This is a genomic window from Polynucleobacter sp. MG-27-Goln-C1 (genome assembly GCF_018881905.1).
Classification (GTDB): Bacteria; Pseudomonadota; Gammaproteobacteria; order Burkholderiales; family Burkholderiaceae; genus Polynucleobacter.
The window spans coordinates 179,079-205,386 of the sequence record NZ_JACVPM010000001.1 but is presented as its reverse complement, the minus strand read 5'-3'; the positions used below and the strand labels follow the sequence as shown (position 1 = coordinate 205,386).

Genomic DNA, 26,308 nt, shown 5'->3' with positions numbered 1-26,308 from the left:
CTGAAGTACTTAGACTGCGTCGCTCAAAGGCTCGGAGGCCAACTGAGCACTTGTGCGTCCAAAGCGACGCTCGCGCTGGCTAAACCAGTCAAACGCTTTGTGTAGTTCGGCCTCATTAAAATCAGGCCAGAGGGTATCCGTGAAATACAACTCGGTATAGGCTAGTTGCCACAATAAGAAATTGCTTACGCGCTGCTCACCACCCGTACGAATAAATAAATCAGGCTCTGGTGCATAGGACATCGATAAATGTGACTGCAATAACTCTTCAGATACTTGCTCCGGCTGCAAGCCAGGATTAGCGGCTAAACATTGGCGCATTGCCTGCAAGATATCCCAACGGCCACCGTAGTTAGCTGCAATCGTAAAAGTGAGTCCTTTGCAGCCAGCAGTTTTTTCTTCAGAGAATTGCACCATCTCCTGAATCGCAGAATCAAAGCGACTGAGGTCACCGATAAGGCGTAAAGAGATATCGTTTTCGGCAAGACGAGAAACTTCGCTCTTTAATGATTTGAGGAATAACTTCATTAAGAAGCCCACCTCTTCTGGTGGGCGGCGCCAATTTTCTGAGCTGAATGCAAATACAGTGAGGTATTCGACGCCAAGACGGCGACACTCTTGAACAATCTTACGCACGGCACCCAATCCCTCTGAGTGCCCCGCTACTCGCGGCATGAAACGCTTACTTGCCCAGCGCCCGTTGCCGTCCATGATGATGGCAACATGGCGAGGAACAGCGCTAACCTCTGGAACTACTAAGGTAGAGCTAGTGTGCTGTGACATAAATCGAATGATAAGAAATCGACCTGACGATTAAACCGTCATGATCTCTTTTTCTTTTTCAGAGACGATCTTGTCGATATCAACCACTGCACGATCAGTCATCTTCTGGATGTCATCCGTTGCACGACGCTCATCGTCCTCGGAAATTTCTTTATCCTTAGTAAGGCGCTTGAGGTGCTCATTTGCATCACGACGTAAATTACGCACAGCGATCTTAGTTTCTTCACCTTCGTTTTTAACAACCTTAGTTAAATCACGACGACGCTCTTCAGTCAGCGCAGGCATTGGTACGCGAATCACAGTACCCTGGGATGCTGGATTAAGCCCCAAATCAGAATCGCGAATCGCCTTCTCAATTGCGCCAACCATGGTCTTTTCGAATGGTTGGACGTTAATCGTTCTGGCATCAGCCAAACCTAGGCTAGCCACTTGGCTTAATGGTGTTGGGTTGCCGTAGTAATCAACCTGGATGTGCTCCAAAATTCCTGGATTTGCACGACCAGAACGAATCTTCGCCAAATTAGTTTTCAAAGCCTCAAGAGACTTCTGCATCTTTTGATCGGTAGTGGTTTTAATTTCTGCTGCGGACATCAAGCCTCCTATTAAACGTGTACTAAAGTACCTTCAGATTCACCCTGCACTACGCGCATCAAAGCGCCTGGCTTGAGAATCGAAAACACTTTGATTGGTAATTTGCGATCACGACACAATGCAAAAGCAGTTGCATCCATCACTTGCAAGTTTTTGATGATTGCCTCATCAAAAGTAATTGTTTTGTAAAGAGTGGCTGTTGGGTCTTTCATTGGATCGGCACTGTAAATGCCATCAACCTTGGTGGCCTTCAAAACGATCTCTGCCGCCATCTCAGCACCGCGCAAGGCAGCAGCGGTATCAGTAGTAAAGAACGGGTTACCAGTACCTGCGGCAAAAATGACGACTTTGCCTTCGCTCAATGCACGAATCGCACGAGGACGAATGTAAGGCTCAACCACTTGATCCATTCTTAAGGCGGACTGAACACGAGCTTCAACACCTTTTTGACGCAAAGCATCTTGTAGTGCCAGTGAATTCATCATGGTGGCTAGCATTCCCATGTAGTCAGCTGTTGCACGATCCATACCAGCTGCCCCGCCTGCTACACCGCGGAAAATATTTCCGCCGCCGATCACGATGGCTAACTGAACGCCGCTATTCACTACATCGGCAATTTCTTTCACCATGGAATCAATGGTGATTGGATTGATGCCAAAAGCATCATCCCCCATGAGGGCTTCACCAGAGAGTTTTAAGAGAACACGTTTGTAGGCTGGCATCGTTTTATTTTCCGTAATTTGCTAAGCAATTTACTTGCTTAGCTTATTGATCTTTAAGTACTTTTTAATATCCTGCCCAAATTATAAAGGGCTTGGGAAAGATCAAACAAAAGGGCACGGAAACCGAGATTTCCATGCCCTTTTGGGTATTACAGCCTTACTGGGCAAGCCCAGCAGTTTTGGAGCTAATTAAGCGCCTTTGGCAGCAGCCACTTGAGCAGCAACCTCAGCCGCAAAGTCGTCTTGACGCTTCTCAATGCCCTCACCAACAACAAACATGGTGAAACCCTTGATTGTTGTATTTGCAGCTTTGAGCATTTGCTCAACAGATTGCTTGTCGTTTTTAACGAAAGTTTGGTTCAACAAAGAAACCTCTTTGAGGTACTTCTGAATAGAACCTTCAACCATCTTCTCAACGATTTCTGGTGGTTTACCAGATTCAGCAGCTTTTTGAACAGCAACACTACGCTCAACAGCAATTGCTTCAGCAGGAACATCAGCCATCGATAAAGCCACTGGCTTCATTGCAGCAATGTGCATTGCTACGTCTTTAGCTGCAGTCTCATCACCTTCGAACTCGACCATAACGCCAATACGAGTACCGTGGAGGTAGGAAACTAACTTGTTGCTACCAGCGAAACGCTTGAAGCGACGCGGCATGATGTTCTCGCCGATCTTACCGATCAAGGCGCTACGAACTTCATCAACAGTTTGACCATTCATCGGCAATGCAAGTAATGCTGCAACGTCAGCTGGATTCTTTTCAGAAATCAGATTTGCGCAGGCTTGTGTAAATGCCAAGAAATCATCGTTCTTTGAAACGAAGTCAGTCTCGCAGTTCACTTCAAGCAAAGTGCCTGTAGTGCCATTGATCGCTGAAGCAACAATACCTTCAGCAGTAACGCGGGATGCAGCTTTACCAGCTTTGCTACCGAGCTTTACACGCAGAATTTCTTCTGCACGAGCCATATCGCCATCAGCTTCAGTCAATGCTTTTTTGCACTCCATCATCGGAGCATCAGTCTTGGCGCGTAACTCGCCAACCATTGCAGCGGTAATAGCGGCCATTATTCAGCTTTCCCTTCTTCAACAAACTCTTCTTCGCCTTCTTTAACAGCGGTCAAGATTTCTTGAACAGAGTTTGATTTACCTTCGAGGATTGCGTCAGCAATACCACGAGCGTAGAGAAGAACAGCTTTGCTGGAGTCATCGTTACCAGGGATGATGTAATCAACACCTTCTGGTGAGTGGTTGGTATCCACTACAGCGATAACAGGAATACCAAGCTTGTTAGCTTCGGTAATAGCAATCTTGTGATAGCCAACGTCCACCACGAAAATCGCATCAGGAACGCCGTTCAAATCTTGAATACCGCCAAGCGCTTTTTGCAACTTGTCGAGATCGCGATCATTAGTCAAAGCTTCTTTCTTAGAAAGCTTTTCCCAGTCACCAGCTTCTTTAGCAACTGCCATATCCTTCAAACGCTTAAGGGAGCCTTTAACAGTTTTGAAGTTGGTGAGCGTACCGCCCAACCAGCGGCTATCGATGTAAGGCATACCAGCACGAGCAGCTTCTTCAGCAATGATCTCGCGTGATTGACGCTTAGTACCAACGAATAAGATAGTTCCACGATTAGCAGCAACTTGTTTTGCAAATTTCAGGGCGTCCTGAAACATTGGCAATGTTTTTTCTAAGTTGATGATGTGAATTTTGTTGCGATGGCCAAAAATATAAGGGGCCATTCTTGGGGACCAGAAACGGGTTTGGTGACCAAAGTGGCAACCGGCTTCCAGCATTTGACGCATAGTTACTGACATAACTTCTCCTAAGGGTTAATTTCTAAGATTGAGTCCTAGCTGCGCTAAAAAGCGCCACCCTGGAAGGCTCAACCCGCGATTTCAGATCAAAATTGACCTGAGAACGAAATTATAGCTTAAATATCAATCACCTAGACCCTTCACACCCCACTCAAGCAGTCTAGATCCCCTGGGAAATGCCTTCAAATAGGCTATTTGCCCAATTTTTGAGCATTACAGATCTGCCAAAAACTGCCAAGTCGTTGATAATCAAGGCATGAATAGTGTATTTACCGCCGAAAAAGACATCCAAGGGATGCGCGAAGCTGGCCGCTTAGCCAGCGAAGTTCTTGACCACGTTGCTCCGCACGTCAAAGCTGGCGTCAGTACAGCTGAGTTGGACCGCATCTGCCATGAATACATGCGTGATGTCCAAAAAACCATTCCCGCCCCGCTCAATTACCAGCCGCCCGGTTACCCACCCTTTCCAGCATCCATCTGCACTTCGGTCAATGATGTGATTTGTCATGGCATTCCTGGTGAGAAGATTCTGAAAACCGGTGATGTCGTAAACCTCGATATCACTGTCATTACCCCAGATGGCTACTACGGTGATACCAGCCGTATGTTTATGGTTGGTGAAGTTTCGGTATTGGCGAAGCGCCTGACTCAAATTACTTTTGAATGTATGTGGCTTGGCATTGCACAAGTGAAACCTGGTGCATCACTAGGTGATATTGGCCACGTCATTCAGACTCATGCTGAAAAAGCTGGCTACTCCGTTGTTCGTGAATATTGCGGACATGGCATTGGCAAAGTGTTTCATCAAGATCCACAGATTCTTCACTATGGTCGACCTGGCACCGGTGAGAAATTAAAAGAAGGCATGACCTTCACTATTGAGCCAATGATTAATGCTGGTAAGCGAGATATTCGCACGATGCCGGATCAATGGACTGTGAAGACTAAAGACCGTAGCCTCTCTGCACAGTGGGAGCACACGCTCTTGGTAACGGCCACTGGCGTTGAGGTATTAACTTGGTCCGAGGGCAGCAATCCGATTCCAGATTGCGTTAAAGGTCTTTCATTTAGACCAAACCTAGCTAACGCTTAATTACTCAATTAGTTCAAGCGCAATGGGTCAAACTCTCGCAGCTATTCAACCTGTTGTAGATATTGCCAGCTTAAGAGCTGCGCGAGAATTGGCCTATGATGATTTTCGCGAGCATCAAGTTGTTGGGCGATTAACCAAGCAACTCAGCAAACTCAGTGATGAACTCCTCATCAGCCTATGGAACTCATGTGAATTAAACGCAGATGCCGCCCTGGTAGCAGTAGGCGGATTCGGTAGAGGCGCGCTGTTTCCTTATTCTGATATTGATATTTTGATTTTGCTGCCTGCGGATAAAAAATACTTTGAAGAAGTATTGGCAAGCAAGATTGAAAAGTTTGTAGCGCAATGCTGGGATACTGGCTTAGAGATTGGATCTTCCGTTCGCACTGTTGCCGAATGTGTATCTGAGGCGGAGCAGGATATTACCGTTCGCACATCTCTACTCGAGTCTAGACTGATCTGCGGCAAGAAGGCACTCTTCAAAGAATTTGAATCTGTTTATGCAAAGACTTTGGATCCAAAGTCATTTTTTCAAGCCAAGTTGGCTGAGCAAATTCAGCGTCACTACAAATACCAAGACACCCCTTACTCTTTAGAGCCCAATTGCAAAGAGAGTCCGGGTGGTTTACGTGATTTACAGGTAATTTCCTGGGTCAGTAAAGCAGCGCACCTAGGCAATACATTTAAAGATCTCAGTCTTGCTGGCCTCATAACTCAACGCGAGTTAACTGAACTCAATCGCAACCAGCGTTTTTTAGAAACCCTGCGCGCCAACTTACATTTGCTGGCTAAGCGCAGGCAAGATGTATTGGCCTTTGATTTACAAGCGCCGCTTGCCGCAGCAATGGGGGTTAAAGAGGACTCCTCCAGGCTAGCTAGTGAAGCGATTATGCGTCGCTACTATTGGGCAGCTAAAGCCGTCAGCCAATTAAATGACGTACTACTGCAAAACATTGAAGCACTACTTTTTCCTCAAGAATCCAAAACGACTCATGCCATCGCCGGCGAAGGCAACGAGTGCTTTATCGAGCGCCAAGGTGTTTTGGACATTACTGATCCTGAGCTATTTCAGAAGCACCCAGAACAAATTTTGCGAACCTTCTTAGTGTTTGCGCAAACATCCAACGTCAAGAGTCTATCTGCGACGATCTTCAGAGCCTTGTATAACGCGCGCCAGAAGATGGATAGCAAATGGCGTAAAGATCCAGTGAACCGTGCACTCTTTATTGAGATTCTGAAAGAGCCAGAAGGAGTTAGTCGCGCCTTCCAGCTTATGAATCGCACGAGCGTACTCGGCCGCTACCTACCCGCCTTCAGAAAAATCGTTGGTCAGATGCAGCATGACTTATTTCATGTCTACACAGTTGATCAACATATCCTGATGGTGCTGCGTAATGTGCGCCGCTTTATGGTGGTCGAGCATACGCATGAGTTTCCTTTCTGCAGCAGTCTGATTGCCCATTTTGAAAAGCCTTGGCTATTAGTCATTGCTGCACTCTTTCATGACATTGCCAAAGGACGTGGTGGTGATCATTCTGAACTTGGCAAAGCAGACATGCGCAAGTTTGCAAAAGACCATGGTTTAGACAAAGCGGATACCGAGCTCTTGATTTGGTTGGTTGCAGAGCATCTGAACATGAGTCAAGTTGCTCAGAAAAAAGATATTACCGATCCAGAAGTAGTGCAAGCATTTGCCAATAAGGTGGGTGATGAGCGCCATCTCACAGCACTGTACCTATTAACGGTTGCCGATGTCCGTGGAACCAGCCCTAAAGTATGGAATGCCTGGAAGGGTAAGCTACTAGAAGATCTCTATCGCGTAACCTTGCGTGTATTAGGTGGTGCAAAGCCAGACGCCTCTTCAGAGCTCGCACAGCATCAAGAAGAATCCCGCGCCAAACTAAGGCTTTATGGCATTGAAGATGCTGCTTACGATAATCTCTGGAAGAAATTAGACGTTGCCTTCTTCCTGCGCCAAGATGCTGCTGATATTGCTTGGTTAACACGGCATTTATTTAATAAAGTGGATAGCGATACGCCAGTTGTACGCGCTCGACTCTCCCCAGTTGGCGAAGGATTGCAAATTGCGGTCTACGTCAAAGACCAAGAAGACTTATTCGCCAGAATTTGCGCTTACTTTGAACGCCATGGCTTCTCAATTTGGGATGCCCGCATTCATACGACAAAACATGGCTATGCACTCGATACGTTCCAAATCTCAGGCAGTAATTTAGTTGATGAAGGTGGAAGCTACCGCGACCTTATTCAGTTAGTGGAATACGAGCTGACAGCAGCACTGCAAATCAATGATCCCTTACCATCACCAAGCATGGGAAGACTCTCAAGACAGTCTCGCACCTTCCCTATTCAGCCACGTGTGCACATGATTCCGGATGAGCGAGGTCACTACTACGCACTCTCACTATCGGCAAGTGATCGCACCGGCTTACTCTATGCCATCTCCAGGGTCTTGGCCAAGCATCAGGTTTCATTACATACAGCACGGATTAATACATTAGGCGAACGAGTGGAAGACGTATTCCTACTGGATGCGGCGAACTTGAGCAAGAATCCAAAACTGCAGATTTTGCTGGAGACGGATTTGCTAGAGGCACTAGGGGCTTAAGCCTGATCTTGTAGCTTTTGCAATGCTCGCTGAATACGAGGGCTGGTAATTTGATCAAAAGGAACCCATGCCTTTTCAATCTTTTCAGAAGATTCTTCCTCTTTCAGCGCCTTCAGAACAAACAAGAGATCGATGTGCAAATGCACGCCTTCAGCTTTCTTTAGATTTGCGGGAATTTCGTGCAGATCAACATCAATTGGATTTAATTGACCCTCAATAGACCTGCAAAGAACTCCAGTCTCCTCGTAAACCTCTCTTATTGCGGCATCAATAGGATACTCACCATCATCAATGTGACCACCAGGCTGGAACCATTTCTTAATGAAGGGGTGAAAGATGAGTAAAACCCTGTCATCTTGAATCACTAAACCACTTGCCGTGATGTGGCCAAGTTGGTTAGATCTTGAAAGCGGGCTCTCTGAGTTCAATATTTTCCGCGAGAGTGAAACTAAAGCTAATGGGGAGCTCATTACACAAACCTCTTTGCCCTTCGATCAATAAGCCTACGGCTAAAGAGCCTGTCAAAGCAAGATAGAGTAAAGATGGCAACGGCAGCACACAACAGAAGCAAAGAGGTAGAAACCCACGAGGCTTTAGAAAAATTTGAAAGAATAAAGCTAGCAAATGCTCCGAACATCATTTCAATGGAATAAAAAAGCCCTGAAATTAACCCGATATCTGAATTAAATGAACGTGTCACACCTGCTTGAGTGGCGGGAAAAATTACTCCAACCCCAAATAATGAAAGAAAAATACAAGGTAACAACATAAAGAGAGAATCTATACCCAACAGAGAGAACATCACTAGAAAAGATGTGGAAATTAAAATAATTAACCCTGAAAAGTAAATTAAGTCCTTAAGATCCATGCGCTCAATATTTCGACGAATGAAAATTGTTCCGAAGATATAGCCACTAATCGATAGTGAGAAAAGGTAGCTATATTCCAAAGGGCTCAATTTATAAATTTGTTGAATTAATCCTGGAGAAGAAGAGATAAAAGAAAAGTACACAGTCCAAGCAAAACTGATAACTAGCGTATGGAATAAAAACTCTCGGTGGGTGAGCAACTTTAAATACTTCTTTAAGATATTAATAAAAGATATGGAATCATTAGGGAGAGTGCTCGCAAGAGACTCCCTCATAAAAAAATACATAAGGCCAAACGAAATGAAAGCAAAGAATGTGAGGGCATAAAATATGGATCTCCAGCCATAATTAATGGTCAGAAAGGCACCTATTATTGGCCCCAAAATTGGAGATGCTATTAGTCCTGCCGCCAAATAACTTAAAACTCGTACTTGAGATTTAAAGTCATACAAATCCCTAACAATCACTCTAGCCAAAAGAGTACTGCACCCTCCACCTAAAGCCTGAAAAAATCGACACCAGGTTAGCTGTTCGACTGAAGTTACAAAACAGCTCACAAGGCTAGCTAAGGCAAATGTAAAGATCCCGCACAGAACAATCATTCTTCGACCAAGCAAATCTGAAAGCACCCCTGAAAGCAGCAGGCTAATGGAGTAGCCAGCCATATAAGAGGTCAAGGTCAACATTAACGCAGAGTGACTAGCACGAAGATCTTCACCCATGGATGTAATGGCAGGCAAATATATGTCTGTTGCTAACATAGGAATTACAACCAAAATCATCATAAGCGGGATTAGAAAAGGAGCTTTAGTTTGCATTTTCTATTCCCAATTGCCTTTCCTTAACAGACTCTATTGGTTTAATGGACTGCTGCGAGGAATTAACCACATTCCGAGCAACTCTTTTGGCTCCCATTGAAACCATATCCAAGGAACTGACAAAGTAGTAGGTACCTGAAGTAAGGTGCCCAATGGCGTAAAAATTTTCCACTTTATCTCCGCCTCTTTTAACCATCGAAGTTTCATAATCAACCTGAATGCCACCAAATGAGTTGGCTCTAATTAATCCCGATTTCATGAGTTTTTTTAACAGCGGCGATCCAGTATTGCCAACAATAGAGCGGGCTGGCCCTGTTGCGTTAATTATCCAATCGCATTCAACTTGGGTTGATTTTTCTGGGCTACCATCAGCAGAAATTGAGGCAACAAAATTGCTATGGGCTTTAAAGTTAATATCTATTAATTGTGCGTGATGCTTAAGAATTCCAGTTTTAAAGAGTGAATATAGTTTTAAGCAGGTATGTACTGGGAGAGGAACCCTCTTAGACATCCACAATCGGTGGTATTTACTCATGAACACCTTTTTTCCAGTCATATCCAGAGCGTCCCAATAATTACTAATAACGGCATCACTTGCAACGGCAAAATTCTGCCATTCCGCATACATATGGCCTTTTGAGAATAGATGCAACATCCAATCTTCATAGGAGAGCTCAGCTGGATTAAAGAACTTTTTCCACTGAATTCCGGTCCTTATAAAATCCTTTCTAGCAAGTCTTAAGGCCTGCCTTAAAGAGATTTCTCCGAACTGCCTGAACCTTATAGCCTCTAAATTTTCAAGATTAAAATGCATCAACTCAAATTTTTCCTTGGGACATCTAGCCAAAGGGTGATTTAACCCTCTAGTAAAAAAATGAATTGGTCCAACATGTCCTTTCTGGACCAGTACTACAGCTATATCGGCTGCTGTCAGTTGGCCACCAATAATGCCAACACAATCATTCTTGCCAATACTCATGGCATAACGATTAATCGGATATGGGTTATTGATGTACTGGCTTTTTCCCTTAAGATTAAATATGTCATGCGGGTCAATGTTTCCTGTACATAAAATTACATAATCAAACTGACTTACATGTTCTGCACAATCAACCACCTGAAAGTGTTGATTTTTATTCTTAATATCAAGCACTTCATGATTTACCAATTCGACTGACACATTAATTTTTTTAGCTTCATAGATAGCATCATAAAGACGGTCTTTGAGATATAAACCAAAGAATTGTCGTGAGATATAACCATCGGGGGAAACCCCAGAACCAGGCATAACTTGACCTGAGCCTATCCCATGACCCCTATCAACTATCCATTCCCAAAAATCAGCTTCTCGATTTTCAAATATGGAAGTAGTTGAGCTCACCATATTCATCAATAAATCATCGCTATCGTATTGATACGCCAGTCCTGATCCAAAGTTTGAACTTTTCTCAAAAATATTTATTTTGTATTTTTGATAATTTGAATTTTTTATGCATTCAATTAGGCTTGCTAGAGTTGCAACGCCCGAGGCTCCGCACCCAATGATTGCGATGCTAGTGATTGATTCACTTGAGTATAAATAGCTCTCCACCTCCAAACAATCCGAGATCTCCAAGAACTTGCTTACGCTATTTTGATGCATGCTTCCCTCTCAAAGCCTTAAGCTTATCGACGGGAAACAAAAATGCCTACCTGATGTTTGTGTAGGAAATGACCTACTTGAGCAAATCCACCATAGCCGCCTCATCAATCACTGGAACACCCAACTCTTCAGCTTTAGTTAGCTTACTGCCGGCGTCTGATCCCGCAACTACGTAGTCGGTTTTCTTGGAGACTGATCCAGCTACCTTAGCGCCAGCTTTTTCAAGAAGATCTTTTGCTTCATCCCTTGTCAGGGTCGGGAATGTGCCTGTAAGTACAAAGGTTTTTCCTGCTACGGCTGCGCTGATGACTTTTTCCTCAACGGATAGCTGCATCCCAGAGGCTAAGAGTTGCTCGATCACTTCACGGTTATGGGCTTCTCCCATAAAGCTCGTGATGGAGTCGGCTACAACGGGGCCAACATCTTTGACTGTCAGCAAGTCTTCGAGAGTGGCGTCCATCAGGGCGTGCATAGTTTGGTAGTGATTTGCTAAGTCTTTGGCAGTAGTCTCTCCCACATGACGAATGCCCAATGCAAAGATGAATCTCGCTAGCGTGGTATTTCTCGATTGATTGATTGCCGCGATAAGGTTGTCGGCAGACTTCTCGCCCATGCGTTCCAGGTTCGCAATAGCCGCAAAGCCAAGTCGATAGAGATCAGCAGGTGTTCGAACCAGATTGTGATCGACTAATTGATCGACGATCTTCTCACCCAAACCTTCAATATCTAATGCTCTTCTATGGGCAAAATGAATTAAGGCTTGCTTACGCTGTGCGCCGCAGAACAAGCCGCCACTACAACGGGCAACTGCTTCATCAGCTAAGCGCTCAATATGGGAATCACATACGGGGCAATTTGTTGGCATGACAAATTCTGATGTGTTGGCTGGTCTACGCTCCTTAACAACCGACACTACTTCCGGAATCACATCCCCCGCTCTTCTAACAGAAACGGTATCGCCAATACGTACGTCTTTACGCTTTACTTCGTCTTCATTGTGAAGGGTAGCGTTGGTAACAGTTACTCCGCCTACTTCTACAGGAGCGAGTCTTGCAACAGGAGTGATGGCGCCAGTGCGCCCTACTTGGACATCAATTCCGAGAACAGTAGTTAAGGCTTCTTGCGCTGGGAACTTATGGGCTAAAGCAAAGCGTGGGGCCCTAGATACAAAGCCCAGCTTAGCTTGCTCTGCAAAAGAGTTGACCTTATAGACCACGCCGTCGATGTCATAAGGTAAAGAATCTCGCTTTGCACCAACCTCGTTATAGAAAGCCAATATCTCTTCTACTGATTTGAGAACACGGCGTTCTGAGCAAACTGGCAGGCCGAGCTTTGCATACGCGTTAAGTAACTCTTCATGGGTTTTTGGAAGCCAAGATTGTGGCTCTAGCGCCCCTAGGCCATAGGCAAAGAATGACAATGGCCGCTTAGCGGTGATCTTAGAATCTAATTGGCGCAGACTACCTGCTGCAGCATTACGGGGGTTAGCAAACTCCTTCTCACCCTGGGCAGCAGCTTGTGCATTCATGTTCTGGAAGTCCTTGAGGTAGATAAAGACTTCACCGCGCACCTCCAATACAGCTGGGATGTTCTCACCTATCAGTTTTAGTGGAATAGCCCGAATCGTTTTGATGTTAGCAGTGACATCTTCACCGCTAGCACCATCACCACGAGTGGCTGCCCTCACTAATGAGCCATGCTCATAGCGTAGTGAGATTGCTAGGCCATCAAATTTGAGTTCTCCCGCGTAATCTACCTGGTCAACGTGTAGACCTTCACGACAACGACGATCAAAGGCAATCAGCTCAGTGTCTTCAAATGCATTATTTAAGGAAAGCATCGGTACTGCATGAGTTACCGAATCAAATTCTTTGAGAGCGGTGCCGCCTACTCTCTGCGAGAGTGAATCAGAAGTTACCCATTCGGGATGGACAGCCTCAATATCGAGCAACTCTCGATAGAGGCGATCGTATTCACTATCAGGAACTATTGGATTATCAAGAACATAGTAAGCATGCTCTAAGCGAGCTAGCTCAGCCTGCAAGAATGCGTAGCGATCCGCTAAATTTGTCGGACTAGAGGACGACAAAGCGATTCCTTAGCTAAAGAGTCTGCTGGCAGTAGAAGAGCCAGCTGGAACGCCACCCTTCTCAAGATTGGCATACAAGACATCGAGATGCTGACGAATACTAATCACTGCAGCTTCAGTCAAATTAATACCGTTGTCATCGACCAAGCGACCGTGGGCAGCTTGAGCAATCTCAATACCCTCTCCCAGCATGCGCTCGAAAGCACGCTCATCCTGAGATACCAGAGGCACTTCAAGTAATAAGGTCACTTGCTTAACAGGCGCATTAGGATCGATTTCTGCGCTAGTAAAAATCAGGGCGCCATTACTAAAGAATTCATAAGCGCGGCCATTGCGGGAAAGTCTAAAACCGCGCTTACGCATCAAAGCATCAAAGTTAGCGCCAGGAGTTGCTTCGTCAAATAGAACGTTGATACTCAATTGAATATCGCTCTCCGCAGCCATGGCATCGAGCTCTTTAGCACTATCAAGCATGGTGCTTACGCTTGGCATATCAATCTGAGAACCCAAAGTTTCTGCAAGTGCTTGAGCGCGAGAACAAAAATCGGATAACTCCAAAACACCAATCGGGCCACGGCGGCTAGCTAACTGAATTGCCAGCTGTAACTCGGAATAAGACGCTTCTGGGCGCAATGCTTCCCAATCTTCAGCAGCATTAACATCGGCGTTTAAGCCTTCGCACATCCAACGCGCTGTTGAAGTTGCAGGTACATCATTCCAAGCATTGATTTCTTCTAAGATTTCAGCGCCACTAATGCCTTCGTCAAAACGCAGAGTGATAACGCAATCAATGCGGGGATCAATAGAAAAACTTTCTGGGGTAGATGGCGTTAAAACTACAATGTCACCAAAAGATGGCTCCGAACGCTCTTCAGCCTCAGCAAAGCCTGGGCCAAAAGAAGGTTCCTTTGTAAAACGATCATCAGCAGAGTATTCGCCAGCAGCTCTTGCCTTACGGCGAGCGCGGGCGTATTTGAGATTCAGAATGGCGACTGAAATGAGAATCAGTAGGCCAATAACAGCCAAAGCGAACTGCAAGTCAGACAAACCTAACATTGTCATGAATTGCTCTAGATCCACTTAAGCTGCCTCCACCATAGATACCGCAGAAGAAATATCCACCGCCACAATACGAGAAACCCCCTGCTCTTGCATGGTGACACCAATCAGCTGATGAGCAATTTCCATAGTGATCTTGTTATGTGAGATGAATACAAATTGAGTCTTGTTAGACATTTTGGCAACCATCTGCGCATAACGCAAGGTGTTCGCATCATCCAACGGTGCATCAACCTCATCGAGTAAACAGAACGGTGCAGGATTGAGAAGGAACAAAGAGAAAACCAAGGCAATCGCAGTCAAGGCCTTTTCACCACCGGAGAGTAAGTAGATCGAGCTATTTTTCTTGCCTGGAGGCTGAGCCATCACTTGAACGCCAGCATCCAAAATCTCCTCACCAGTCATTACCAACTCAGCATGACCGCCACCGAATAACTCAGGGAACAGTTTTCCGAAGTGGGTATTGACCTGATCAAAAGTACCTTGCAAGAGATCACGGGTTTCCGCATCAATCTTGGCAATGGCATCCGTCAAAGTCTGCATTGCTTCATTCAAGTCAGCAGATTGCGCATCTAAGAACTGCTTACGCTCACGTGAACTTGAAAGTTCATCCAAGGCAGCCATATTGACCGGACCCAAAGACTGAATCTCTGAGTTGAGGCGATTGACTTCAGTTTGCAATGCACCGACCTTAAGGTCAGGACTAAAGCTTGCTTCCAATGCAGTTAAGTCTGCTTCGGCATCCGAGAGTAAGGTTGCAAATTGCTCAAAGTTCAAACGGGCAGCCTGTTCACGCAATTGCAAATCCACAACCTTGTCACGCATCGGCTGGAGGCTACGCTCAATTTGTAAACGCACTTCATCCGCTTCACGCAATTGATGCAATAAAGCGTCTTGTTCAGTACGGGCATTAGCCAATGCGGCTTCACGAGCACTGCGGGCCAATAAGAGACCTTGTAATTTATCTTGCGCTTCTTCATCGCTAAGCGTTTCAAGCTCTTGCTCGGAAGTAGCCTGCTTATCCTGAATTTCCATGATCTGCACACGTGCAGTACTTTGATCACGCTGTAAGTCAGCAATGCGCTGCTGTAGAGAGCGAGTTGCAAATGCAGCTTCTTGAGCGGACATCTCAGATGAACGCAAGGCTTCACGGAGGCGATCACGCTCTTGGGTAGCCAACTCAAGCTTCTCCTGAGCGATGGCAAGGTTTTCTTGTAAACCTTGCTTGGACTCTTCTGACTGAGCAAACTCTTCTGCTGATTGTTCCTGAGTCTGAATCAATTGCTCCATTTGCTGACGCAACTCACTTAGCTCACCCTGAATTTGTTCAGCGCGTTGACTGTACTTTTCTTCAGCCTGAGTTAATTGCATTCTTTCTACTTCAAAACCATGCACTTCTTGAACGGCTTGCTCAGCAGCAATACGAGTTTGCTCAGCAGTTTGGTGTGCGGCCTGATAGTTGGCAGCACATTGATCCAACTCACCTTGCAACTCACTTTGAATGAGTTTCTGTGCACGCAATTGCTTCTCGAGACCTTCCATCTCTTGAGCGCGCGCCAACATACCAGCCTGCTCAGAGTCGGCTGCATATAACTGCACACCTACACGGCTAACTAAGTGACCTTGTTGGGTAACAAAAGCACCGCCAGCAGGTAACTTCTCACGGCGATGCAATGCATCTTCCAAGCTATTAGCAATATAGATGTTGTCTAACCACTCTTGTAATACAGCGGCAACGCGAGGTGCGCCTGCGCTCTGAACACGAGTCAACAATGGAATGAAATCCGCTGGCACAGTCGTGTGCGCAGGAGAAATATCTTCCGTTAACAAAATCGCTAAACGACTTGGAGGGGCATCATTCGCCAAGGCTAAAGTTTCTTGAACGCTCTTCGCTGTAACCGCGGCTAAGCGCTCACGTAAGACGGACTCCAAGGCTGCTTCCCAACCACTCTCCACCTTGAGCTCTTGCCACAAACGCTTGCTCTCTTTTAAGCCCTTACTCTCAAGCCATGGACCAATTTTTCCTTGGGCTTGAACGCTGGCTTGCAATGCAGTCAGCGCTGTGAGTTTTGCTTCGGTTTGAGCTAACTCTTGGTTAGCCGACTGAATCTGTTGTTGTGCAGTGTTGCGAGCTTCATCGGCAGCCGGTACACGTTGTTGCGCCTCACCTGCTTTTTGTCTTGCTTCATCTACTTTGCGTTGCGCCATCGCATGACGATCAATCGCCATTTGTAAAGCTTCGGCATCGGGTCTGCGCATACCAGCAAGTTCAGCCTCAAGGCGGCTATCGCGCCCTTTGAGCTCTTCAACTTGTGTAGTGATGGCTTTAACGCGCTCACCTAAACTAGCTAAGCGCTGATCAATCGTGGCCAAGTTCTCGCGGGCATCATTGAGTTCACGTGCGTGAATTTGATAAGCCTCTTCGCGAGATGGCATTTGCTCTTGCAAGCCAGATAAATCCGCGATTAATGTTTGCTCTCTTTCTGCGGCTAGGCTGAGCTCTTGCTCTGCCGTACGCTGCGCTTGCGCAGCATCAGTTTCTTGAACAGTCCAGCGTTGTAATTGAGCTTGTAAATCTAGAGATTGCTGTTGTAGGCGCTGACGTGCTTCTTGCACGTAACGAATCTGTGACTCTACTTGGCTAACATCAGCATTCGTTTGATACAAATCGCCTTGGGCTTGAGAAACTTTATCTTGCAAAGCGTATTGCTCAGTGCGCATTGTCTCGAGCTCAGTCTCTACATGACGCATTTTGGCTGTTTGCTCTTCTAAGCTCACTTGTGTGTCACGAATACCGTTGGCATGACGTTCCTGCTCTTTACCAGCCTCGGTCTGACGCACGAACCAGAGTAACTGTTGCTGAGACTTCATCTCAGTAGACAGTTCAGCATGGCGCTCAGCAACAGTAGCCTGCTTCTCTAAGCGAGTTACCTGCTGATCAAGCTCACGCAGAATATCTTCTACGCGCACTAAATTTTCTTTTGTGTCCTCAAGACGGGAAGCAGTTTCTTTACGACGCTCTTTATATTTAGAAACGCCTGCAGCTTCTTCTAAGAAAACACGTAGCTCTTCTGGCTTCGCTTCTAAGATGCGATTGATCGTGCCTTGCCCGATGATCGCGTAACCTCTTGGACCCATACCGGTACCCAAGAAAATATCTTGAATATCTTTGCGACGTACAACTTGATTGTTTACGTAATAACTAGAATTGCCATCACGCGTCAGAACACGTTTGATACCTAATTCTGTAAAAGCACTCCACTGACCTTGAGCACGTCCTTCAGAATTGTCAAAAATGAGTTCTACGCTGGCACGACCAGATGGTTTACGTAAACCAGAACCATTAAAAATAACGTCCTGCATGGATTCGCCACGCAATTCACTAGCGCGAGACTCACCCAAAACCCAGCGCACAGCGTCAATAATATTCGACTTTCCGCAACCGTTAGGACCCACAACACCGATCAATTGACCTGGCATTTCAAAGTGGGTTGGATCGACGAAGGACTTAAAGCCGGAAAGTTTGATGGATTTCAGTTGCACGGCGTACTTTGCAGGGAAAAAAGGGGTTCAAATAAGGGGGTAAAAATTATTACTAAAGTGGGAAGATGATAGCAAGCTTAAGGCTCCTCACACGGGTTTTTGCCCCACCGATATAATGACTAATCTACTTCCAGGGGCAAAACCCCTTAACAATCTGATAGTTAACTGAAAAGCATGAGCCAATCACCACAAAGCATCATCGAACAAGCCTGGGAAAACCGCGCAAACCTGTCTCCTGAGGCCGTTTCTGGGGAAATCCGCAACGCCGTCAACGCCGTACTCGAAGGCCTTAATACGGGCAGTATTCGCGTAGCAGAACGCCGCAGCGTCGGCAAATGGGAAGTAAACCAGTGGGTAAAGAAGGCAGTTTTGCTCTCTTTCCGCCTGGAAGATAACAAACCCATGGGTGCTGGCGGCTATACCCAGTTCTACGACAAGGTGCCAAGTAAGTTTGAGCACTACACCGCTGAAGACTTCGCCAATGGCGGTTTCCGCGTAGTTCCGCCTGCAATGGCTCGCCGTGGCTCATTTATTGGCAAAAATGCCGTTTTAATGCCTTCATACGTCAATATTGGCGCTTATGTAGGCGAAGGCACCATGGTTGATACCTGGGCAACTGTAGGTTCATGTGCCCAAATCGGTAAAAACGTTCACCTTTCTGGTGGTGTTGGTATTGGTGGTGTTTTAGAGCCAATCCAAGCTGGCCCGGTGATTATTGAAGATAACTGCTTTATTGGCGCCCGTTCTGAGGTCGTTGAAGGCGTGGTTATTGAAGAAAACGCCGTTCTCTCTATGGGCGTATACATTGGTCAAAGCACCAAGATCTACGACCGTGAAACTGGTGAGATCCATTACGGACGTGTACCAGCAGGCTCTGTTGTGGTTCCCGGCTCACTCCCTTCTGCTTGTGGCAAGTACAGCCTGTACGCTGCGATCATCGTGAAAAAGGTCGATGCTCAAACTAGAGCCAAGACTGCCATTAACGAACTCTTACGCGATTAAGCTGAATTTATGAGCGCTACCCTTGAGCTTACTGAAGCCCTTATCTCCTGCCGCTCGGTAACCCCAGCGGACGGGGGCTGTCAGGAGCTCATTGCTAAACGCTTGCAAGCTATTGGCTTTCATACTGAGAGTGTTGTCAGTGGTCCTGAGAGTTTTCAGGTAACCAATCTGTGGGCTATTAAAAAAGGTGTAGCAGGTGATCAAGGTGAAGTATTGGTGTTTGCCGGTCACACTGACGTAGTACCTACTGGCCCGCTCGAAAAATGGACTAATGATCCATTTACCCCAACCATTCGTGACGGCATGCTCTATGGCCGCGGCGCTGCGGATATGAAAACCTCTCTTGCTGCATTCGTTGTTGCTACAGAAGAATTCGTAATCACCCATCCAAATCACAAAGGCTCGATTGCCTTTTTGATTACCAGTGATGAAGAAGGTCCAGCCAATGATGGCACCGTCATCATGTGCGAGCGCTTGCAAAAACAAGGGCAGCGTTTAGATTACTGCGTCATTGGCGAGCCAACCTCAGTCGACCAATTGGGCGACATGATTAAGAATGGTCGTCGTGGGTCACTTTCAGGCAAGCTTCGGGTTAAAGGTATTCAGGCACATATCGCCTATCCTCACCTAGGCAAAAATCCCATCCATCTTTCAGCACCAGCAATTCAAGCGCTAGTTGAGACTGAATGGGATAAAGGTAATCAGTATTTCCAACCTACTAGCTTTCAGATTTCCAATATTCATGCGGGCACTGGCGCAAACAACGTCATTCCTGGCGAGCTGGCAATTGATTTCAACTTCCGCTTCTCCACCGAGAGCAAGCCAGAAGAGTTGCGTAGTCGTCTAGAGGGAATTCTCACTGCTGCAGGTCTCGACTTTGAGATTGATTGGGTCTTAGGCGGTAGCCCATTCATTACCGGTGATGGCGCCCTTGCTGGCGCATTACGCAAAGCTATCAAAGCTGAAACCAAAATTGATACAGAGCTGTCTACCACTGGCGGCACAAGCGACGGTCGCTTCATTGCTAAGATCTGCAAAGAGGTGGTTGAGTTTGGCCCACTCAATGCAACCAGCCACAAAATTGATGAGTGCGTGATTGTGGATGATGTTGTGCCACTCAAAAATATCTTCCGCAAGACTCTCGAGCAACTTGTTGCTTAAGAATATTTAGCCAATTACTTATCCTAAAAATTAATGGACCCTTCGCCCCAGCAATCTCTGACGCTTGATCAATGTATTGATCAAATTGCACAACGACTAGAAGCAGCAGATTTACATTATGGCCATGGCGCCATCGATGCTCGGAGTGAAGCTCTGTGGATTGCCAGCAAACAGTTCGATCTCAGCCCTGCTGATGCGCTGGATCACTTAGAACAAACAATGAGTGCTGAGCAAATTGCGAAGGCATTTGAGGTTGCAGAAATTCGCATCTCTTCACGCAAGCCTTTGGCCTATATCTTGGGTGAAGCCTGGCTAATGGGTGTGCCTTTTTTCTCCAGCGAGCAAAGCATTGTTCCCCGCTCCTGGATTGCCGAACTTATCGTTGATGGCTCTCTCGAGCCTTGGCTGCCGGCAGATGGCAAAGCTCTAGATCTCTGTACCGGCAACGGCTCTCTAGCGATTTTGCTGGCCTTAGCCTGCCCAGATATTCGTGTGAGTGCTTGTGACATCAGCTTACCCGCATTAGCAGTGGCATCTCGCAATCTTGATCGACATAGCCTTACTTCTCAAGTGGAACTTTTTGAGGGCGATCTTTGGGATGCACTTCCAGAACCGCATGAAGATAATCTCTTTGATCTCATCATTTGCAACCCGCCTTACGTCAACGCTAATTCCATGAATGTCCTTCCTGCTGAATATCATGCGGAGCCTGCTCTTGCATTAGCAGGTGGCGATGACGGCATGGATCTTATTCGCAAGATTATTGCTGGTGCTCCTGACTACCTATCTGAACGTGGTGCCATTCTGATTGAGATTGGTAACGAGTATGAGCACTTTAAAAGAGCGTTTCCGCAGATCCCCGTTATTTGGATGGAAGTATCTGCGGGCGATGAGCAAGTGTTACTGATTCAAGCGGAAGACTTACGCTAAGTTTAGCGTCGCCTTAGCTTAGCTCTGCTGCTGCAGAGATAGCCTCATCAATCCGCTCTACTGGTATCACTCTTAATCCCGGAATCTTCGTCTTCGGCATATTGGCCTTTGGAATAATTGCGACTGTGAAGCCAAGCTTAGCGGCTTCTTTCAGGCGCTCCTGGCCACGTGGGCATGGACGAATCTCTCCAGCAAGACCAACCTCACCAAAGACAATCAATTCTTTTGGTAGGGCCTTATTGCGAATCGAAGATTGGATTGCCAATAACACTGCCAAGTCGGCAGCTGGCTCTGAGATCTTCACGCCACCTACTGCGTTCAAGAAGACATCTTGATCAAAACAGGCAACACCAGCGTGACGATGCAATACCGCCAAAAGCATAGCCAAACGCGCCTGCTCCAAGCCGACAGCCAAGCGTCGAGGATTGGGGATATGCGCAGTATCTACGAGCGCCTGAATCTCTACCAAGAGTGGACGACTGCCCTCTTGCGTAACCAATACGCAAGCACCAGGCACCATCTCGGCATGTTGCGATAAGAAGATAGCTGAAGGATTGGCAACTCCACGAAGACCTTTTTCAGTCATGGCAAATACGCCGAGCTCATTGACTGCGCCAAAACGGTTTTTAATCGAGCGCACCAATCTAAATGAAGAATGGGTATCACCCTCAAAGTAGAGAACAGTATCCACAATATGCTCAAGCACGCGAGGACCAGCTAAGTGACCATCCTTCGTCACGTGACCCACCATTAAGACGCAAATACCACTAGATTTAGCAGCCCTAGTTAATTGCGCAGCACACTCTCGTACTTGCGCAACTGAGCCCGGAGCAGAGCTCAACACTTCTGAATACAAAGTCTGAATAGAGTCGACTACCAAGACCTGGGGCTTTACCGTATCCATAATGGACAACAGCTTTTCCAATTGAATCTCAGCCAGTACTTCTAATTGAGGAGCATCCAATGCAATACGTTTTGCTCGGAGTGCAATTTGAGCAGCAGATTCTTCACCGCTACTGTAGAGGACGTTCATACCTGCAGCACTCATTTCAGCGAGCGCCTGTAGCAATAAAGTGGATTTACCAATGCCTGGATCACCGCCCAAGAGCACTACGCCTCCAGGGACTAATCCACCACCCAGTACGCGATCAAACTCTTCTACGCCAGTACTAAAACGTGGGAGATCTTCCGCGCTAATTGCTGAGAGCTTTTGACGTGGGAGAGATTGAGCTAGGCCTTGAAAGCGGGTATTCGAGCTCACCTCAGGTAAGCCCTCTTCAAGCGTATTCCATGCTTGGCATGAAGGGCACTGTCCTTGCCACTTGGCAGAGGTTCCACCGCATGACTGACAGATATAGATTGTTTTAATCTTGGCCAAAGTATTACCTAGTAATTAGTGAGTGCAGCAGTAAAAATCAGTTAATCGAGCTGTGTGCCCGCTTTATTCTCTTGAGCACGCTTAGGCGCATCTTTACGGCGTTGCTCAACATCTGCTGCACGGGCAGCGGCTGCCTTTTGCTTCTCTTCAAATTCTTTTTGATTGGCTATACGCTCAGCTGCTTTTTCAGCAGAGGCCCGCTCAGCAATCTTCGCCGCATCACGTTGATCCTTAATACTTGCGCGTAACTTACGCTGCACTTCATGCAACTCTACTTCTTGCACACGAATAGGATCTATCTCCTTACGATACTCAGCACGAGAGTCCCTGAGGCAGCTATTGACCCAGTAGTTTTGATAACACTCAGAGTTCTTTTTATCCCAACGATATTTAGCCCAATCGCGCTGTAACTCTAATTCACCTTCAATCTTGTCCAGTTGCTCTAGCTGCGCCTCTTCAGCAGGCGTAGCGAGCACCAGACTGCTAAAGGAGCAAACCAGTAGGAATGCCCCCAATGAAAGCAGTGAACGAAAAGTAATCGGCTTTCTCAAATCTCTACCTTTGCACCAAGCTCAACCAAACGATTGGCAGGAATCTTGAAGAAGTCAGATTGGCGACCCGCGTTCTGATACATCCAGCAGAACAGGCGCTCGCGCCACAAAGCCATTCCAGGAGCATCAGTAGCAACGATAGTGTCACGAGATAAAAAGAAGGAAGTGTCCATCAAGTTAAATTTAAGACCGGATGATTTCTCAATCAACTCAATGATCCTACCCATATCTGGAGTCTCATTAAAGCCGTATACCGCGCGTACTACGAAAATATTATTTCCCAAGTCTCGCAAAGTGATGCGCTCTTCATCCTTGACATAAGGGACATCCCAAATACTCACCTTAAGAAAGAAAACCCTCTCATGCAGAACGTGGTTGTGCTTGAGGTTATGCAAGAAAGAAACTGGCAGGTAGTCAACATGAGCAGTCAAAAAGATAGCCGTACCCTCAACACGATGAGGAGGATTTTTCATCAATACATCAATGAATCCTTTGAGCTCAATACCCTCTTCCATGGCGCGTTGACGCAGCAACTTTCTTCCCTGATACCAAGTCATTAGCAACAAGAAGCAAGCTGCGCCTAGTAGCAGCGGGAACCAACCACCTTCCATAATCTTCAAGAGGTTGGCAGCCAAAAAGGCGAGGTCAACAATCAGAAAAGCACTAATCACTAGAGTAACGAGTAGCGTATTCCAGCGCCACACAACGCGCATGACAATAGCAGCCAAGAATGTCGTCACGATCATGGTGGTAGTCACTGCAATACCGTAGGCAGCAGCTAAATTAGCGGATTGCTTAAATGCTAGAACCACGGCAATCACTAAAACCAATAAGGTCCAGTTCACCAGCGGCATATAGATCTGCCCAATTTCACGATCAGATGTGTGGCGAATTTTCATGCGCGGTACAAAGCCCAGCAAGATAGCCTGACTCGTCATAGAAAACGCGCCAGAAATTACAGCCTGGGAGGCAATGACGGTAGCAAGTGTGGCCAAGATCACCAAGGGAATTACAAAGGCATCAGGCACCATTAAGAAAAATGGATTGGTGATGTTCTCGGGATGACTCAAAAACATTGCGCCTTGACCGAAATAATTTAAAAGCAAGCAAGGCATCACAAATAAGAACCAACCCATTCGGATGGGCTTGATACCAAAGTGCCCCATATCCGCATATAGCGCTTCAGCACCTGTAAGCACTAAGAAGACTGCGCCAAGAACAATAAATCCCTGGAGCGCGTGCTCCCCCATAAATCGAATGGCATACAGAGGGTTGATAGCTGCAAAAATTTGGGGATTCTCAATCACTTGATAAAGCCCCATCAGACCAATAGCCAAAAACCAGACCAACATCACCGGCCCAAATAAATTACCCACTACAGCGGTACCCGTTTTCTGAATGAAAAATAGCGCCACCAAAATAATAATCGTGCCCGGAATAACAAAGCGCGTTAACTCCGGTGAAATCACCTCTAAACCTTCCACCGCGGAGAGAACGGAGATCGCTGGTGTAATGATGGCATCCCCATAAAACATACAGGCGCCAAAAACTCCAGCCATGATGATCAACAGGGAACGCTTCGAGCCAGTAGGTGCTGTTCGCAAAGCTAAGGCCATCAAAGCCAGAATGCCGCCCTCACCATGATTGTTTGCACGCATCACAAACATCACGTACTTGAGTGAAACCACAATGGTGAAGGCCCAAAAAACCATCGAAATCACACCATAGACAGCCTCATTAGAAAAAGGGATGCCATGCTCTGGGCTGAAACATTCTTTAAGCGCATAAAGCGGACTTGTTCCGATATCTCCGAAGACAACTCCAATTGCTGCAAGCATGAGAGAAAATGAGGCCCCCTTTGGGTGACCATGCTCTTGCCGAGAAATCTCAACCGGCCTCAATAAAGAGGATTGGGAAAACTCTTGGTTACTGACTGACATTAATGGGCCTCATAACAATGTTGCGTGGCAATATGTTACTCCTTATGCAGCATGACTCAGGAGTGATATTTACCTCTCAAAACCGCTTATTTCAACTCCATTTGAAGGTATACCTCGACAGGGACCCCTAAAAAATGGTAGAATCTCAGCTTCAGACGCGGGGTGGAGCAGTCTGGCAGCTCGTCGGGCTCATAACCCGAAGGTCGTAGGTTCAAATCCTGCCCCCGCAACCAAGATTTATGCTTTAAGCCCTTATTTTTAAGGGCTTTTTGCTTTTCTGGGTTTCAATTAAATATGCATAAGCATCAAATTAATGAGTTTGAGCTCTCCAAACCCCCTGCTTTCACTGGTCACGACTAAATGCTCTAATCAGAGCAAGCCCAATCAAGGAACTTAGCCATGACAGATAAATCTAATCCAGAGCACTTAGAAAAAGTCGAGACCGAGAAGCCAACTTCTTTAACTGATGACTCAATCAATGGGCTGGGTAATACCGATTCATGTACGACAGAAGGTGAAAAGCACGGGGCCAATCGCCCAACAAATGCCGCTAAGAGTAAGCGAGAAATTATGGAAGAGTTAAGTCGCGAACGGTTTCCCTGGGAAGAGTAACTTCTGAATCACCCAATGAAAAACCGCCCGGAGGCGGTTTTTTTACACTCTTAAATTTTTACTTAATGCGAATGGCCTTGTGAGTTCATTGGCATTTTATTGGGATTACCGTTGGGCATATTTCCGCCATTCATCATTTGCTGATGCATGGCCTTCATCCCTTCATGCATCGCTGGATCGCAATACTCATGATTAGCGCTACTGCTACCCATTTGATGAGTATCAGCACCCTGATAACCCAATAGCGAAGGGTCAAGCATGCCGGCAATCATAGCGATATGCCCAAACACCAAAAACAATGCAACGCAGATCGCATGAATCCTGAGCTTACCCATTTGGTCTAAAGCCTTGTTCACAAAACCAAACTCCTGCAAGGCTATCCAAATTAAAGGCAGGCCGCCAATCAAATAACTACCAACCGCTATCACATCAATTGCAGTGCGCCATTCATTATTTCTGGTAATCGGTAGCACGGCAGTTGTCATTAAATAGACAATGACGCCAATGAAATACAAACCCACTGTCGTTCCTGAAAATCGATTCAGGTGATAAACAAAGCCATCAAACTTGCGGGTAAAAAGAATGTACAACTCTGTGATTGCCAAAGTCTCGGCTAGCACTATTGGTATAGCCATAAAAATCAATAAATTCCAGGGCTGGTTATCAGCCAATAACTGCATGTAGTGAGTCATGTTCATTGTTATTCTCCAAAGCGAAAATTATCTAAGGGCATTTAGATGCCACAAGCAAAACTGATTACAGATAATTTCTGGGGGGCTTATAAATAGACTCGAGAACATTAGAGTCGGGCGTTGAAAGATTGCCCTGCAAATAGATATCGACTTGTTTGGATACTGAGAATGCGGGTGAAATTGCCAAGATCGCCAACACAGCACAGCAATAATGGGTTGTACTTGCATTACCGCTCAACTTACCATTTTCAGCTAGGCTGGCCGGCTCGACCACCTGGCAATGATCGTGGCTAACGACAGAAGCCGTGCTATTTGCCACATTTAAATCGACAGGCATCATCGCAGCATTAATTTGGCTGACGAAGAGGCTGCAAAAAAGTAGCGTAATGA

Annotated in this window: 22 protein-coding genes and 1 tRNA gene; 7 read left to right on the top strand and 16 right to left on the bottom strand. The window is 46.3% G+C overall.

The annotated features are described in order from the left end of the window. Positions 1-9: 9 nt before the first annotated feature. From uppS to rpsB, 5 genes are all read right to left on the bottom strand, one after another. Positions 10-783, bottom strand: a complete 774-nt coding sequence (gene uppS, locus ICN14_RS01055) for a polyprenyl diphosphate synthase (RefSeq protein ID WP_216224213.1) — start codon at positions 781-783, stop codon at positions 10-12. A 30-nt stretch (positions 784-813) separates the two neighbouring features. Continuing rightward, on the bottom strand, positions 814-1,374 hold the full coding sequence (frr, locus tag ICN14_RS01050) for a ribosome recycling factor (RefSeq protein ID WP_216224211.1): 561 nt from the start codon (positions 1,372-1,374) through the stop codon (positions 814-816). An 11-nt stretch (positions 1,375-1,385) separates the two neighbouring features. After that, positions 1,386-2,096 (bottom strand): UMP kinase, encoded by a 711-nt coding sequence (gene pyrH, locus ICN14_RS01045; protein WP_015421431.1) that lies wholly within the window; start codon positions 2,094-2,096, stop codon positions 1,386-1,388. Positions 2,097-2,285: 189 nt separating this feature from the next. Further along, complete coding sequence (gene tsf / locus ICN14_RS01040) at positions 2,286-3,164, bottom strand: translation elongation factor Ts (RefSeq protein WP_046330462.1); 879 nt, start codon at positions 3,162-3,164, stop codon at positions 2,286-2,288. Further along, complete coding sequence (gene rpsB / locus ICN14_RS01035) at positions 3,164-3,913, bottom strand: 30S ribosomal protein S2 (protein ID WP_015421433.1); 750 nt, start codon at positions 3,911-3,913, stop codon at positions 3,164-3,166. Before rpsB ends, tsf begins: the two co-directional genes overlap by 1 nt. Positions 3,914-4,169: 256 nt before the next feature. On the opposite strand from rpsB, the gene map reads away from it, so the two are divergent. Continuing rightward, the gene (map, locus tag ICN14_RS01030) at positions 4,170-5,006 is read left to right on the top strand and encodes a type I methionyl aminopeptidase (RefSeq protein ID WP_216224209.1); all 837 of its coding nucleotides are present in this window, start codon (positions 4,170-4,172) and stop codon (positions 5,004-5,006) included. Between the two features lie 22 nt (positions 5,007-5,028). After that, positions 5,029-7,632: a [protein-PII] uridylyltransferase gene (locus ICN14_RS01025; RefSeq protein WP_216224207.1), complete on the top strand. Its 2,604-nt coding sequence runs from the start codon at positions 5,029-5,031 to the stop codon at positions 7,630-7,632. On the opposite strand, the gene ICN14_RS01020 is transcribed toward ICN14_RS01025, so the two are convergent. From ICN14_RS01020 to smc, 6 genes are all read right to left on the bottom strand, one after another. Continuing rightward, positions 7,629-8,102 carry an NUDIX hydrolase gene (locus ICN14_RS01020; protein ID WP_216224205.1) on the bottom strand — a complete coding sequence of 158 codons (474 nt, stop codon included), beginning with the start codon at positions 8,100-8,102 and terminating at the stop codon, positions 7,629-7,631. The genes ICN14_RS01025 and ICN14_RS01020 overlap by 4 nt on opposite strands. Beyond that, positions 8,102-9,319 (bottom strand): multidrug effflux MFS transporter, encoded by a 1,218-nt coding sequence (locus tag ICN14_RS01015; RefSeq protein ID WP_216224203.1) that lies wholly within the window; start codon positions 9,317-9,319, stop codon positions 8,102-8,104. The genes ICN14_RS01020 and ICN14_RS01015 overlap by 1 nt, the downstream gene beginning before the upstream one ends. Continuing rightward, positions 9,309-10,961, bottom strand: coding sequence for an FAD/NAD(P)-binding protein (locus tag ICN14_RS01010; protein WP_216224200.1), 1,653 nt, complete (start codon positions 10,959-10,961; stop codon positions 9,309-9,311). The genes ICN14_RS01015 and ICN14_RS01010 overlap by 11 nt, the downstream gene beginning before the upstream one ends. Positions 10,962-11,034: 73 nt before the next feature. Beyond that, entirely contained in the window at positions 11,035-13,050 is a 2,016-nt protein-coding gene (gene ligA, locus ICN14_RS01005) for an NAD-dependent DNA ligase LigA (RefSeq protein WP_216224199.1), read from the bottom strand. A 9-nt stretch (positions 13,051-13,059) separates the two neighbouring features. Next, positions 13,060-14,112 (bottom strand): cell division protein ZipA C-terminal FtsZ-binding domain-containing protein, encoded by a 1,053-nt coding sequence (locus ICN14_RS01000; RefSeq protein WP_216224198.1) that lies wholly within the window; start codon positions 14,110-14,112, stop codon positions 13,060-13,062. 18 nt (positions 14,113-14,130) lie between these two features. After that, positions 14,131-17,652 (bottom strand): chromosome segregation protein SMC, encoded by a 3,522-nt coding sequence (smc, locus tag ICN14_RS00995; RefSeq protein ID WP_216224197.1) that lies wholly within the window; start codon positions 17,650-17,652, stop codon positions 14,131-14,133. A 174-nt stretch (positions 17,653-17,826) separates the two neighbouring features. Between smc and dapD the strand changes: the two genes are divergently transcribed. The 3 genes from dapD to prmB are packed head-to-tail and all read left to right on the top strand — an operon-like array spanning position 17,827 to position 20,745. Then, on the top strand, positions 17,827-18,654 hold the full coding sequence (dapD, locus tag ICN14_RS00990; RefSeq protein ID WP_215333495.1) for a 2,3,4,5-tetrahydropyridine-2,6-dicarboxylate N-succinyltransferase: 828 nt from the start codon (positions 17,827-17,829) through the stop codon (positions 18,652-18,654). 9 nt (positions 18,655-18,663) lie between these two features. After that, a complete protein-coding gene (gene dapE / locus ICN14_RS00985; protein ID WP_216224196.1) occupies positions 18,664-19,815 on the top strand; it encodes a succinyl-diaminopimelate desuccinylase in 1,152 nt (383 codons plus the stop codon). A gap of 33 nt (positions 19,816-19,848) precedes the next feature. Next, positions 19,849-20,745, top strand: coding sequence for a 50S ribosomal protein L3 N(5)-glutamine methyltransferase (gene prmB / locus ICN14_RS00980; protein ID WP_216224195.1), 897 nt, complete (start codon positions 19,849-19,851; stop codon positions 20,743-20,745). A 13-nt stretch (positions 20,746-20,758) separates the two neighbouring features. On the opposite strand, the gene radA is transcribed toward prmB, so the two are convergent. Genes radA through ICN14_RS00965 form a run of 3 tightly spaced genes read right to left on the bottom strand, consistent with a single transcriptional unit; the run spans position 20,759 to position 24,512 of the window. After that, complete coding sequence (radA, locus tag ICN14_RS00975) at positions 20,759-22,123, bottom strand: DNA repair protein RadA (RefSeq protein ID WP_216224194.1); 1,365 nt, start codon at positions 22,121-22,123, stop codon at positions 20,759-20,761. A gap of 41 nt (positions 22,124-22,164) precedes the next feature. Next, positions 22,165-22,674, bottom strand: coding sequence for a hypothetical protein (locus ICN14_RS00970; RefSeq protein WP_216224193.1), 510 nt, complete (start codon positions 22,672-22,674; stop codon positions 22,165-22,167). Continuing rightward, positions 22,671-24,512, bottom strand: coding sequence for a potassium transporter Kup (locus ICN14_RS00965; RefSeq protein ID WP_255535947.1), 1,842 nt, complete (start codon positions 24,510-24,512; stop codon positions 22,671-22,673). The genes ICN14_RS00970 and ICN14_RS00965 overlap by 4 nt, the downstream gene beginning before the upstream one ends. Positions 24,513-24,770: 258 nt before the next feature. On the opposite strand from ICN14_RS00965, the gene ICN14_RS00960 reads away from it, so the two are divergent. Both ICN14_RS00960 and ICN14_RS00955 read left to right on the top strand, forming a co-directional pair. Then, positions 24,771-24,847, top strand: a tRNA-Met gene (locus ICN14_RS00960). Between the two features lie 166 nt (positions 24,848-25,013). Continuing rightward, positions 25,014-25,226, top strand: coding sequence for a hypothetical protein (locus ICN14_RS00955; protein WP_216224191.1), 213 nt, complete (start codon positions 25,014-25,016; stop codon positions 25,224-25,226). A 62-nt stretch (positions 25,227-25,288) separates the two neighbouring features. Here the strand turns inward: ICN14_RS00955 and ICN14_RS00950 are convergent, their stop codons facing one another. Both ICN14_RS00950 and ICN14_RS00945 read right to left on the bottom strand, forming a co-directional pair. After that, complete coding sequence (locus ICN14_RS00950) at positions 25,289-25,924, bottom strand: DUF6803 family protein (protein ID WP_216224189.1); 636 nt, start codon at positions 25,922-25,924, stop codon at positions 25,289-25,291. A gap of 58 nt (positions 25,925-25,982) precedes the next feature. Beyond that, complete coding sequence (locus ICN14_RS00945) at positions 25,983-26,255, bottom strand: hypothetical protein (RefSeq protein ID WP_216224187.1); 273 nt, start codon at positions 26,253-26,255, stop codon at positions 25,983-25,985. Positions 26,256-26,308 lie beyond the last annotated feature (53 nt).

Coding starts and splice junctions, on each gene's coding strand:
- dapD (WP_215333495.1), top strand. CDS start 17,827: ATGAGCCAATCACCACAAAGCATCATCGAACAAGCCTGGGAAAACCGC.
- pyrH (WP_015421431.1), bottom strand. CDS start 2,096: ATGCCAGCCTACAAACGTGTTCTCTTAAAACTCTCTGGTGAAGCCCTC.
- ICN14_RS00950 (WP_216224189.1), bottom strand. CDS start 25,924: ATGAACATGACTCACTACATGCAGTTATTGGCTGATAACCAGCCCTGG.
- ICN14_RS01025 (WP_216224207.1), top strand. CDS start 5,029: ATGGGTCAAACTCTCGCAGCTATTCAACCTGTTGTAGATATTGCCAGC.
- uppS (WP_216224213.1), bottom strand. CDS start 783: ATGTCACAGCACACTAGCTCTACCTTAGTAGTTCCAGAGGTTAGCGCT.
- ICN14_RS01000 (WP_216224198.1), bottom strand. CDS start 14,112: ATGACAATGTTAGGTTTGTCTGACTTGCAGTTCGCTTTGGCTGTTATT.
- dapE (WP_216224196.1), top strand. CDS start 18,664: ATGAGCGCTACCCTTGAGCTTACTGAAGCCCTTATCTCCTGCCGCTCG.
- ICN14_RS00965 (WP_255535947.1), bottom strand. CDS start 24,512: ATGCTTGCAGCAATTGGAGTTGTCTTCGGAGATATCGGAACAAGTCCG.
- ICN14_RS00945 (WP_216224187.1), bottom strand. CDS start 26,255: ATGCCTGTCGATTTAAATGTGGCAAATAGCACGGCTTCTGTCGTTAGC.
- map (WP_216224209.1), top strand. CDS start 4,170: ATGAATAGTGTATTTACCGCCGAAAAAGACATCCAAGGGATGCGCGAA.
- ICN14_RS00955 (WP_216224191.1), top strand. CDS start 25,014: ATGACAGATAAATCTAATCCAGAGCACTTAGAAAAAGTCGAGACCGAG.
- prmB (WP_216224195.1), top strand. CDS start 19,849: ATGGACCCTTCGCCCCAGCAATCTCTGACGCTTGATCAATGTATTGAT.
- rpsB (WP_015421433.1), bottom strand. CDS start 3,913: ATGTCAGTAACTATGCGTCAAATGCTGGAAGCCGGTTGCCACTTTGGT.
- frr (WP_216224211.1), bottom strand. CDS start 1,374: ATGTCCGCAGCAGAAATTAAAACCACTACCGATCAAAAGATGCAGAAG.
- ICN14_RS01015 (WP_216224203.1), bottom strand. CDS start 9,319: ATGCAAACTAAAGCTCCTTTTCTAATCCCGCTTATGATGATTTTGGTT.
- ICN14_RS01020 (WP_216224205.1), bottom strand. CDS start 8,102: ATGAGCTCCCCATTAGCTTTAGTTTCACTCTCGCGGAAAATATTGAAC.
- ICN14_RS01010 (WP_216224200.1), bottom strand. CDS start 10,961: ATGCATCAAAATAGCGTAAGCAAGTTCTTGGAGATCTCGGATTGTTTG.
- tsf (WP_046330462.1), bottom strand. CDS start 3,164: ATGGCCGCTATTACCGCTGCAATGGTTGGCGAGTTACGCGCCAAGACT.